The organism is Stenotrophomonas sp. 85239_Sma (genome assembly GCF_056481725.1).
Window position 1 is genome coordinate 529999 of sequence record NZ_CM151163.1, and the last position, 11442, is coordinate 541440.

Consider the following 11442-nt stretch of genomic DNA (forward strand, 5'->3'; position numbering starts at 1 on the left):
TGGTGCTGTACCCATGATGATGGCGAGCCTAGCATGTCGTTGTCGGCCGGGCCTGATCGGGGCACGGCCGATACTTCCCAAGCGCACGGCTGGATGGCCGTGCGTCTTTTTTGTGCAGAACCGCTACCGCATCGGTACCAGCACCGCTTCGCGGCGGTACAGCGCCGGGAACTGCTTGCCCAGCGCGGCCAGCTTCGGTGCATCGTAGTAGCGGATGTAGGCCGCTTGCGGGTAGTTGCTCATGTAGTTCTGGTGGTAGCTCTCGGCCGGATAGAAGCGCTGGCCGCTGACCAGCTGGGTGACGATCGGCGCGCGGTAGCTGCCGGCCTGGTCAAGCTGGGCGATGTAGGCGCGGCTGGCAGCCTGCTGGCGGGCGTCGTCACTGAAGATCGCCGAGCGGTACTGGCTGCCTTGATCCGGTCCCTGTCGATTGAGTTGGGTCGGGTCATGCACTACCGAGAAGAACACCTGCATCAGCTGCCCATAGCTGACCTGGCGCGGGTCGTAGTCGATCTTCACTGCTTCGGCATGACCGGTCTGGCCCCCGCTGACGCGCTCATAGCGCGCATTGGCAGCACTGCCACCGATATAGCCGGACACCGCATTGCTCACGCCCTTGACGTGCTGGAACACCCCCTGCACGCCCCAGAAGCAGCCGCCGGCGAACACCACGCTGGCATGGGTGGCCTCATCGCGGAACGCGGCGTCGCCGCTGGGCGCAGGCAGCGCCCTGACCTGCGCGCTGGCCTCGACCGGTGCCGCCACTGCGCTGTGGTCGACCAGCAGCACGCCGGTGATCAATGCGGCAGCCACCAGTCCGGCGACACCGGCGGCGATGCCCTGTTCAAAGGAAAGTTTCATCGTGTCCTCCCGGTTCAGCCGAAGGTGAAGGCGTAGGCCTGCACGCCCGCATCGAGGAATTCGATCTCGAAGCGATGCGGGCCGACCGTGCCGCGCTGGCGCACCAGCTGGTACAGGCGGTGCTCATCGATCACGCCGCTGCCATCGGCACCGGCATCACTGCCGGCATCGGCGGCCGGCAGCGGCTGGCCATCCAGCCAGACGCGGAAGCGCACCGGCCTGCCGTCCTCGCTCGGTGCCAGCACCAGGTGCAGGTCGCGCGCATGGAACTGGAAGGCGATGCGGCCACCGGCCTGCTGCAGCTGCGCGGCTTCGTCGGTGACGGTCCAGCGCCCGGACAGTCCCCATTGGTTCAACGCCAGGGTGGTCGGCAGCGTGTAGTCGAACGCGGTGTCGCTGCGCTGCCCACCGGGCGAGGCGAACTGCTCGGCGCGGGCGTGGCCCAGGTAGGTTTCCGGCGAGCGCAGGTTGCCCATGTCGGCCTGCACGGCCACGCCCTTCAGTTCGGCGGCAGCGGGATCGGCCGGTGGCGGCAGATTCGTCTGCCCGGCTTCAGTCAGCAGGCGGCGGATCATCTGTTCCGAGCGCGCATAGTTGCCCTCGCCGAACTGGTGGCCGCGGATGTTGCCCTGTGCGTCGACGAAGTACTGCGCCGGCCAGTAACGGTTGTTGAAGGCGCGCCAGATCGTGTACTGGTTGTCGAGCGCCACCGGGTACTCGACCTTCAGCTGCTGCACCGCCTTCATCACGTTGCGTGGGTCACGCTCGAAGGCGAACTCCGGCGTGTGCACGCCGACCACCACCAGGCCGTGGTCGCGGTAGCGTCGCTCCCATTCGTGCACGAACGGCATCGCGCGCAGGCAGTTGATGCAGGAATAGGTCCAGAAATCGACCAGCACCACCTTGCCGCGCAGCTGCCCTGCACTCAGCGGCGGGCTGTTGAGCCAGCCAGTGGCACCGTCCAGCGCGGGCAGGGTGCCCTCCACCGGTAGTGGTGCATCGGCACCGGCATTGGCGCCGGCCATCATCATCATCGGCGGTGCCGCCGGCTGCGCGCCGGGTACTGCGTCCAGCAGGCGTTGCTCGATGCGCGCGGTGCTGACCGTCGAAAGACGGGTCAGCAGGCCGGTATCCCAGCCCAGGCCGATCGCCACCACCGCCAGCAGCGCGGCCACACCCAGCACCTTGCGCAGGACGTCGCCGAGGCCGAGCCGCGCCTGCATGGCGCGGAACACCCGGCCGCCGATCCACACCGCCAGCGCCAGTGCGGTGATCGCGCCCAGCGCATAGGCCAGCAGCAGCGCAGTGGTGCCGACGCTGGCGCCATGCAGGGCGGCGCCGGTCAGCACCAGGCCGAGGATCGGCCCGGCGCAGGGTGCCCACAGCAGGCCCGTGGCGATGCCGATCAGCAGCGAGGTCCACGCGCCGCCATGCCCGGCAGCATCCGCCGCATCGGCGCGCGCGCTCAGGCGGGCACCCACGCGCTGGAACGGCGCCAGCAGGTGGTCGGCCAGTCGTGGCCACAACAGAGCGACCGCGAACAGCGCCATCAGCAGCAGGGCGATCCAGCGTCCGACCTGGTTGGCCTGCGCCACCCATTGGCTACCCACCGCGGCGAGGCTGGCGACCACGGTGAAGGTGAGCGCCATGCCCAGCAGCAGCGGCAGCGTGCTGCGCAGGAACGGGCGATCGGCACGCGCGAACACGAACGGCAGCACCGGCAGGATGCAGGGGCTGAGCAGGGTCAGCGCGCCCCCGAGGTAGGCAAGCAGCAACAGCAGCATCGTCAGGCTCCGGAAGCAGTGGAAGAACCGACCGGTACCCGCCAGCCGTCGGCAGTGCCATCAGTGGCACCGGGAACGAACACCATCGCCGCACCGTTCATGCAGTAGCGCAGCCCGGTCGGGCGCGGGCCGTCGTTGAACACATGGCCGAGATGGCCGCCGCAGCGGCGGCAATGCACCTCCACCCGCAGCATCCCGAAGGTGACGTCACGGTCTTCGCCGATGGCGTTGTGCAGTGGCGCCCAGAAGCTGGGCCAGCCGGTGCCGCTCTCGAACTTGGTGGACGAGGAGAACAGTGGCAGTGCACAGCCGGCGCAGGCGAAGGTGCCCTGCCGGTGTTCCTTGTTGAGCGGGCTGCTCCACGGCCGTTCGGTGGCCTGCTGGCGCAACACCGCGTACTGCGCCGGAGTCAGGCGCTGGCGCCAGTCGGCATCACTGTGCATGACCTCGAACTGTCGCGACGGACGCGCTTCGGCGGCGGCCGGGGCGGCGCGGCTGCAGGCCCCCAGGCCGAGCAGTCCGGCGGCGGTGGCGACACCGCCCAGGCCCAGCAGATGGCGGCGGGAGAGGGACATGGCGGACTCCGGGAAGGGGCGACGGGGCCATGCTGCGCCGGCCCGGGTCAACGAATCCTCACGCAGGATTCAATTTTTCGTGAGGTATCGGCGGCCGTCCCGCGCCACAATGCAGCCAGCCTCCCCACTGGCCCCGAGCTGCCGATGTCCACCAAACGCGTGCTGATCGTTGAAGACGATGCCCACATCGCCGACCTGCTGCGCATGCATCTGGGCGACGAGGGCTACGACGTCGCCCATGCCGCCAGCGGCGATGCCGGCCTGCGCCTGCTCGAGCAGGAAGGTCCGTGGGATGCGCTGGTGCTGGACGTGATGCTGCCCGGCGTCGATGGGTTGCAGGTGTGCCAGCGTGCACGCGCGATGGCACGTTATGTACCGATCATCATCATCAGCGCGCGCGGCAGCGAAACGCAGCGCATCGTCGGCCTGGAACTGGGCGCGGACGACTACCTGGCAAAACCTTTCTCGATGCCGGAACTGGTGGCACGGGTGCGCGCCCTGCTGCGCCGCGCCGAAGCGATGGCGCAGAGCGCACGCATCGATGCCGGCGCGATCGAGCTGGGTGGGCTGAAGCTGGACCCTGTGGCACGCACTGCCTCGGTGGATGGCAACGCGCTGGAGCTGACCCCGCGCGAGTTCGACCTGCTGCTGTTCTTTGCCCGTCATCCAGACCAGGTGTTCGCGCGCATGGAGCTGCTCAACCAGGTCTGGGGCTACCAGCACGATGGCTACGAGCATACGGTCAACACCCACATCAACCGCCTGCGCAGCAAGATCGAACCCGACCCGGCCAACCCACGGCGCCTGCTGACGGTGTGGGGCCGCGGCTACAAGCTGGTCGATCCGGCCGGGGCGGTGGCATGATCAAGCCGAACCTGTGGCAGAAGCTGGCGGTGGTGATCGCCGCGCTGATGCTGATGTGCTGCATGGCGCTGCTGGCATTGCAGATGCGTGCCAACACCCGCCACGAACAGGAGGTGGTACAGCGGTTGTCGCTGGGCCTGGCCGAGCACATCGCCCAGCGCAGTGAACTGATGGACACCAGTGGCATGCGCGATGCCGCGGTGCGTGCGCTGTTCGGCCAGTTGATGGCGGTCAACCCCAGCGTCGAGGTCTACCTGCTGGACGACCAGGGCCGCATCCTCGGCCACGATGCACCCAGTGGGCACCTGGTGCGCAACCGGGTGGACGTGACGCCGTTGCGTCGCCTGCTGGCCGGCGCGCCGTTGCCGATCCTCGGCGATGACCCGCGCAGCGCCGATGGCCGCAAGGTGTTCAGCGCCGCGCCGTTGGTCGTGCAGGGCCGCCAGGCCGGTTATGTGTACGTGGTGCTGGTCGGCGAGCACCGGCAGATGCTCGCCGACGATCTTGCCGCCGGCAGCCAGTGGAACACCACGCTGTGGTCGGTGGTGCTGGTCGGCGGCCTCGGCCTGTTCGCCGGACTGGTGGCGTTCTACTGGGTGACGCGCCCGTTGCGGCGGCTGACCCGGCGCATCCAGGCCTTCGACATCGATGCGCCCACGCCGTTGCCGCCGCCGGAGCCGCTGCGCCCCGGTGAGCGCGACGAGCTTGTGATCCTTGAACACGCGCACGCGCAGATGGCGCAGCGGCTGGGTGAGCAGTGGCAGCAGCTGCGCCAGCAGGACCTGCAGCGCCGCGAACTGGTCGCCAACATCTCGCATGACCTGCGCACGCCGTTGTCGTCGCTGCACGGCTATCTGGAAACGCTGGCATTGAAGGACGCCACGCTTTCGCCGGATGAGCGCCGGCGTTATCTCGGCATTGCGCTGGCGCAGAGTGCCAAGGTCGGCCGGCTGGCGCGCGCGCTGTTCGAGCTGGCGCGGCTGGAGCACGGCGAAGTACGTCTGGAGTGGGAGGTGTTCGCGCTGCCGGAGCTGCTGCAGGACGTGCTGCAGAAATTCGAGCTGGCGGCGCAGGCACGTGGCCAGCAGTTGCACGCGGCGTTCCCGCCCGGACTGCCCCTGGTCCGTGCCGACCTGGGCCTGGTCGAACGGGTGCTGACCAACCTGCTCGACAACGCGTTGCGGCATGCACCCGAGGGTGGCCAGATCGAAGTGCGCCTGCGCGCGACCCCAGACAGCGTGGAGGTCAGCGTCGCCGATGATGGTCCCGGGGTGCCACCGGCGCTGCGTACCCAGCTGTTCCAGGCACCGGCCGCGCTGGGTGCGCGGCGTGGCGACAACGGCGGATTGGGCCTGTTGATCGTGCAGCGCATCGTGCAGTTGCATGGCCGCCGTATCGAACTGCGCGACAGCGAGCGAGGCGCGCTGTTCGTGTTTGCCCTGCCGCGCGCCGAACCGTCGGTCTAGCAGGCCGCCTCGCCCTCCACGACACCGCCGGTTTCCAGCGGCAGGTGCAGGCGGATGCAGGCGCCACCCAGTTCCGAATCGGTCACCTCGACGTGGCCGCCGTGCTTGTCGGCCACCACCTGCACCAGTGCCAGGCCGAGGCCGAAGCCGGGGCTGCCAGGGTCCAGCCGCACATAGGGTTGCAGTACCTGGCCGCGCAGTTCCGGTGCGATGCCGGGGCCGTCGTCCTCCACCTGCACGCACAGCCAGCCGTCGTTGACCGTGCTGGCGATGCGGATCTGCCGACGCGCGTAACGCAGCGCATTGCCGAGCAGGTTGCGCAGCGCCAGTTCCAGCATGTGTCGGTTGACGTTGACCAGGCCCACGGGTGACAACGCCTGCTGCACCGGCATCGGCAACGGTGCGAACTGGGCCACCACGCCGCGTACCAGCGCCGCCAGCTGCAGGCGCTGGCGGGTCAGTTGATGGCAGCGGCCCAGTGCGGCGTACTCGACGCCGGCATCGGTGAGGTGTTGCAGCCGATCGACATCGGTGCGCAGCCCGCCCAGCGCATCGCGCTGTACATCGTCGAGCGCGGTGTCTTCCAGATCGGCCAGGCCGAATCGCATCCGTGCCAACGGCGTGCGCACCTCGTGCGCCACCGCCTGGGCCAGCACGCGCTGGCTTTCCAGCAGCTGCTGCAGCTGCTCGGCCATGTGGTTGAAGGCGTTGGCCAATGGCCGCACCAGCGCGGTACCGGCGCGCGGCGCGCGGGTATCCAGCTGGCCGTCGCGCATCTGCCGCGCCGCCTGGGCCAACTGCGAAACATCCCGCCACAGCCTGTAGACCATCACGTACATCGGCAGTGCCACCGCCACCATCAGGATCAGCAGCAGGATCGCCACACCGGATACTTCGCTGTCCTGCCAGCCCTCGTCGGGCAGTGCTTCGTCCAACGGTCCCAGCATCACCGCGTAGTCGCTGTGGCCGATCCGCTGCAGGCTGCGCATGTGCTCCAGGTCGATCTGCACGCGGCCGTTGTTGAACGGCGGGCGCTGGCTGGCCGGCAGCTCCTTCATGGCCTCGGCCAGCGGCACCATGCGCAGCGCGTAGGCGAAATCGGCGTCGAGTTCGCGCGCCAGCGCCGGCCACTGCTCGCGCGGGGTTTCGGCGAAGCGATGCTGCAGCAGCGCATGGGTACCGCGCATCTCGGCCTGCAGGCCGGCTTCAGTGCGGTCTTCCAGCAGGGCATCCCAGGCCCACAGGCCCAGCACGATCAACAACAGGTGGGCGACCAGGAAGCCGATGCCGTAGCGCAGGAAGTGGAAGGCGTGGCCGCGCATCGCCGAGGGCGTGCGCTTCATCCCCATGCCGACCGGCTGAACAGGTAGCCGCGGCCACGGACGGTCTTGATCCGTTCCGGCTGCTCGGGGTTGTCCCCCAGCTTGCGGCGCAGGCGCGAGATGCGGGCATCGATCGAACGGTCCAGGCCGTCGAAGGCGATTCCACGCAGGCCGCGCAGCAGCGCGTCGCGGTCCAGGATCTGGCCGGCATTGCTGGCCAGCAGGAACAGCAGGTCGAACTCGGCCGTGGTCAGCTCCAGCAGGCCGCCCTGCAGGTGCACGTTGCGGGTGGACGGGTCGATGTTCAACTCGCCGAAGCGCAGGCTGCCGTCACGCGGCTCGACCCGGCGGTGGCGGCGCAGGTGGGCACGCAGCCGGGCCAGCAGCACCCGCGGTTCGATGGGTTTGCCGATGTAATCGTCGGCCCCCAGTTCCAGGCCCAGCACCTGGTCGATGTTGTCGGTGCGGGCGGTCAGCACGCAGATGATGCCGTCGTAGTGGGGCCGGATCTGCCGACACACTTCGAAACCATCCTGGTCGGGCAGGCCGACATCGAGCAGCACCAGGGCCGGCTTCTCGGCCAGGATCCGGGCCACTGCGCGCTCGCCGCTGCGCTCGTGGGCCACCTGGTAGCCATGCCGTTGCAGGTAGTCGCTGACCATCGTTCCCAGGCGGGCATCGTCTTCGACCAGTACGATATCCAGCATTTCCAAGGCCTCCGTGGGCGCAAACGTACCGCCACGGCACGAGCGCGGCGATGCTATCCCAGCCTTCGGGCCGCCCGGGTCCCGGGGGCGGGCGCCATTCAGCCGGGGTTGCTGGCGCGCGGGCCGGGTCTCAGTCCCGGCAACAACTTGGCGTCCAGCATAGCCTGAGGCTGTTACAAAACGTTACCTTCGTGATACGTCTGGTGACGATCGCTGACAGCAAAGCGACTGACGCCGCGCGGCCCGGGGCCGAGCATGGAGTCTCCTCCGCTCCGCGTGCCGTCCTCATGTCGCCCGCCGCCCCCTGCCTGCCGAACCCGTCCCGCCGCTGTCAGTGCGGAGGCTCCCGATGAGCGGCGTGGTCGGGGCCTGGTTGCCGCCGGCCGAGGACGAGCAGCTGCTGCAGCAGCTGGCCCCGATGCTGCGCGCCCTGCAGCAGCGGGGGCGTGGCCGCATTGGCTACTGGACCGATGCCGAGGCCGGCCTCGCGCTGGGCCACTGCCGGGCGCCGACCGATACGCCGTTGCAGCCGCTGAGCTCGGACTGCGGTCGCTACGTACTGTGCCTGGACGGCCGCCTGTACAACCGCGGCGACCTGCAGGCGCAGCTGCGCGATCTGCCGCGCAGCTGCAGCGATGCGCGGCTGCTGCTGCAGGCGATCGTTGAATGGGGCGTGCAGCGGGCGCTGTCGCGTATCGAGGGCGCTTTCGGTTTCAGTATCTGGGACCGCGAGTCGCGCGTGCTGTGGCTGGCCCGTGATCCGGTGGGCGAGCGGCCGCTGTATTACGGCTGGCACCAGGGCCAGTTCCTGTTCGCCTCCGAGTTGAAGGCGCTGCAGGCTTTCGCCGGCTTCGCGCCGAGCATCGACCAGGACGCCCTGAGCCTGCTGCTGCGCCACGACTATGTGCCGGCGCCGCACACCATCTACCGTGGCATCCACAAGCTGGTGGCGGGCGGGGTGCTGCGCATCGATCTCAGCGACCATGCCGCGGGTTGCGCCAGCCAGGCCGCGCAGGGGGGAACGCGCTACTGGTGTGCACGCGATGCGATGCAGAGCGCACTGCAGGAGCCGCTGCAGCCGGCGCCCAGCCTGGAACAGGCCACCGACCAGCTCGAAGCGGTACTGCAGAAGGCCATCGCTTCACGCATGCACTCGCCACTGGCCTGCGGCGCGTTCCTGTCCGGCGGCACCGACTCTTCGCTGGTGACGGCGATGATGCAGGCCCAATCCACGCTGCCGATCGAAGCGTGGACCGTCGGCTTCGACGATCCAGGGCATGACGAGAGCGACTGGGCGTCGCAGGTCGCGCGCCACCTGGGTGTGCAACACCACCTGCACCGCATGGACGCGCGGCAGGGCCTGGACCTGCTGCAGCGCTTGCCACAGGTCTGGTGCGAGCCCTTCGCCGACGCCTCGCAGCTGCCGACCCTGCTGGCCAGCGAACTGCTGGGCGCGCGCAAGCCGGTGGCGCTGACGGGTGATGGCGGCGACGAACTGTTCTTCGGCCACCCCAGCTACGGCCGCGCACTGCGCAATGCGCGCCTGTGCGGTGGCCTGCCGGACTGGGTACGCGGGCTGGCGCGGCGCAGCGGCAATCGCATGAACGTGGAGCGCGGCCGCCTCGGTGGTTGGCGCGCATTGGTGGCCGAGGTTGCCGCCAACGATGTGGAAGGCCACTACCTGCAGCGCGTGACCCGCTGGCGGCAGCCGGCGCAGGTGGTGCTGGGCGCGCGCGAGCCGGTGACGATCTTCCAGCAGCAGGACACGGCGCTGCCGGCCGAGGCGCGCATCCAGCTGCTGGATTTCCGCATGGACCTGGCCGAGGGCATCCTGGCCAAGGTTGATCGCGCGGGCATGGCGGCGGGCGTTGAAACCCGTGCGCCGCTGCTGGACATGGAGGTGGTGCGCCTGGCCTGGCGCCTGCCGCAGCACCTGAAGTACCACGATGGCGAGCACAAGCGGATCCTCAAGCACCTGCTGGCGCGCTACCTGCCGGATCCGCTGGTGTATCGCCCCAAGCGCGGCTTCGGTCCGCCGATGGCGCGTTGGTTGGCGGGTCCGTTGCGCGATTGGGCGGAGGCGCTGCTGGACCCGCAGCTGCTGCGCAACCAGGGTTGCTTCGACGCGGGGCGGGTGCGCGGTATCTGGGAAGCGTTCCTGCGTGGCGAGCGCAAGTGGCACACGCACCTGTGGAACGTGCTGATGTTCCAGGCGTGGCACCAGCATTGGCACGGTAGCCGCGGGCGCTGAGTCGTTCCTGCATCGCGTGCGGCGGTTTCATTCTGCGCGGCGCAGGGCGGATGCCCTTGCGTACGAATGTCCCCCGGCGCCGGCCGTTGGCCGTCACCTCCTCCTTTACTTCGCACGCAAGGGCATCCGCCCTGCGTTCGGAGTTCGTCGGCGCCTCATTGAAAGGCTGCCACAAGCACTGCGCCGTACCTGCCGTAAGCCGAGCCTCGTCGGGGCGGGTAGGGGCCTGGGCAAAGTAAAGGAGGAGGTGACGGCCAACGGCCGGCGCCGGGGGACATTTGCCCAGGCCCCTGCCCACCCCGGCGGGGCCCATCAGTTCGCGGCGAATCCGGACGAAGACGCGCTTGTGGCGGTGTGTTCTGCGCGGCGCAGGGCAGATGCCCTTGCGTACGAATGTCCTCCGGCGCCGGCCGTTGGCCGTCACCTCCCCCTTTACTTCGTACGCAAGGGCATCCGCCCTGCGTTCGGAGCTCGTCGGCGCGTCCTTGAAAGGCGCCCGCGCGCGCTGCGCTCTACTCACCGCACGCCGAGCCTCGTCGGGGCGGGCAGGGGCCTGGGCAAAGTAAAGGAGGAGGTGACGGCCAACGGCCGGCGCCGGGGGACATTTGCCCAGGCCCCTGCCCACCCCGGCGAGGCCCATCAGTTCGCAGCGAATCCGGACGAAGACGCGCTCCGTAATCCGAACGCCAGGCAAAAAAAGACCCGGCAGAGGGAGGGATCTGCCGGGTCCGGATTGCGTGGGGGGAGGGACCCACGCAATGAGCGTTGCGTCGCGTCAGTGGTTGTTCGCGTCCGCCGTTGATTCGTTGTAGCCCTGCACCAGTTCGGACCAGGCCTTGCTGGCCTGCAGGCCAAGTCCGACCACATCCTGCTGGGCCTGGCCCAGCCGCTGCAGGTTGTCCTGCCACAGCTGCGCCCCCTTGGAGAGCGTCCCGGCCGCATCGTCGCCGCGGGCCAGTTCACCCAGCCAGCCGCCGGTCGCGGTCAGGTTGCGCTCCATCACCTTCAGCTGCACGCCGAACATGCTTTCCGCGTTCTCCAACGCCAACCGGTTCGCGCGCGTTGCCGCGGCGGCGAGCTGGCGGGTGGCATCACTGAAGCGATCGCTGAAGGCGGCGGCCATGGGGCATCAGGGAGTGGCTTGATGCAATGCAGCATACGCCCTTGATGCGGCATTGCAACAAAAATAAAAAAGGCGCCCAAGGCGCCTTTGGAAAACCTTTCAGATCAATGGGTTGATCAGGTCGCCGGGCCGCGGTAGCGGCACCCCGACGTGCAGGTTTCGTGCACGGTAATCTCGCTCAGCGCCGGCAGGCTCGGCTTGAGTTCGTTCCAGATCCACACCGCCAGGTTCTCGCTGGTCGGGTTCTCCAGGCCGGGGATGTCATTGAGATAGTGATGGTCCAGACGGTCGTAGATCGGCTGGAAGGCCGCCTTCACGTCACCGAAGTCCATGATCCAGCCGGTCTGCGCGCCGGGTTCGCCCTCGACCTTCAGTTCCACCCGGAACGAGTGGCCGTGCAGGCGCGCGCATTTGTGCCCCGGCGGCACGTTGGGGAGGCGGTGCGCCGCCTCGAGCATGAAGACTTTGAAGATTTCCATGCCGCAATTG

General features: G+C 68.8%; 10 protein-coding genes. 3 read left to right on the plus strand and 7 right to left on the minus strand.

The features are described 5' to 3' along the window. Window positions 1-123 precede the first annotated feature (123 nt). The 3 genes from msrA to msrB are packed head-to-tail and all read right to left on the minus strand — an operon-like array spanning window position 124 to window position 3220. Entirely contained in the window at window positions 124-861 is a 738-nt protein-coding gene (msrA, locus tag ACYKG1_RS02445; protein ID WP_478471742.1) for a peptide-methionine (S)-S-oxide reductase MsrA, read from the minus strand. 14 nt (window positions 862-875) lie between these two features. Continuing rightward, window positions 876-2645: a cytochrome c biogenesis protein DipZ gene (locus tag ACYKG1_RS02450; protein ID WP_262227236.1), complete on the minus strand. Its 1770-nt coding sequence runs from the start codon at window positions 2643-2645 to the stop codon at window positions 876-878. 2 nt (window positions 2646-2647) lie between these two features. Then, window positions 2648-3220, minus strand: a complete 573-nt coding sequence (msrB, locus tag ACYKG1_RS02455) for a peptide-methionine (R)-S-oxide reductase MsrB (RefSeq protein ID WP_262227237.1) — start codon at window positions 3218-3220, stop codon at window positions 2648-2650. Between the two features lie 144 nt (window positions 3221-3364). Here msrB and ACYKG1_RS02460 point away from each other — a divergent pair, with 144 nt between their 5' ends. Both ACYKG1_RS02460 and ACYKG1_RS02465 read left to right on the plus strand, forming a co-directional pair. Beyond that, on the plus strand, window positions 3365-4084 hold the full coding sequence (locus tag ACYKG1_RS02460) for a response regulator transcription factor (RefSeq protein ID WP_478471743.1): 720 nt from the start codon (window positions 3365-3367) through the stop codon (window positions 4082-4084). Next, the gene (locus tag ACYKG1_RS02465; protein ID WP_478471745.1) at window positions 4081-5550 is read left to right on the plus strand and encodes a sensor histidine kinase; all 1470 of its coding nucleotides are present in this window, start codon (window positions 4081-4083) and stop codon (window positions 5548-5550) included. The genes ACYKG1_RS02460 and ACYKG1_RS02465 overlap by 4 nt, the downstream gene beginning before the upstream one ends. On the opposite strand, the gene ACYKG1_RS02470 is transcribed toward ACYKG1_RS02465, so the two are convergent. Both ACYKG1_RS02470 and ACYKG1_RS02475 read right to left on the minus strand, forming a co-directional pair. Then, on the minus strand, window positions 5547-6893 hold the full coding sequence (locus tag ACYKG1_RS02470) for an ATP-binding protein (protein ID WP_262083037.1): 1347 nt from the start codon (window positions 6891-6893) through the stop codon (window positions 5547-5549). The genes ACYKG1_RS02465 and ACYKG1_RS02470 overlap by 4 nt on opposite strands. After that, a complete protein-coding gene (locus tag ACYKG1_RS02475; RefSeq protein ID WP_010484092.1) occupies window positions 6890-7579 on the minus strand; it encodes a winged helix-turn-helix domain-containing protein in 690 nt (229 codons plus the stop codon). The genes ACYKG1_RS02470 and ACYKG1_RS02475 overlap by 4 nt, the downstream gene beginning before the upstream one ends. A gap of 349 nt (window positions 7580-7928) precedes the next feature. Here ACYKG1_RS02475 and asnB point away from each other — a divergent pair, with 349 nt between their 5' ends. Beyond that, the gene (asnB, locus tag ACYKG1_RS02480) at window positions 7929-9830 is read left to right on the plus strand and encodes an asparagine synthase (glutamine-hydrolyzing) (RefSeq protein ID WP_478471747.1); all 1902 of its coding nucleotides are present in this window, start codon (window positions 7929-7931) and stop codon (window positions 9828-9830) included. A 775-nt stretch (window positions 9831-10605) separates the two neighbouring features. Here the strand turns inward: asnB and ACYKG1_RS02485 are convergent. Continuing rightward, entirely contained in the window at window positions 10606-10953 is a 348-nt protein-coding gene (locus ACYKG1_RS02485) for a phasin family protein (protein WP_100471184.1), read from the minus strand. A gap of 116 nt (window positions 10954-11069) precedes the next feature. Then, window positions 11070-11432 (minus strand): 6-carboxytetrahydropterin synthase QueD, encoded by a 363-nt coding sequence (gene queD, locus ACYKG1_RS02490; protein ID WP_014035871.1) that lies wholly within the window; start codon window positions 11430-11432, stop codon window positions 11070-11072. Between the last annotated feature and the right edge of the window lie 10 nt (window positions 11433-11442).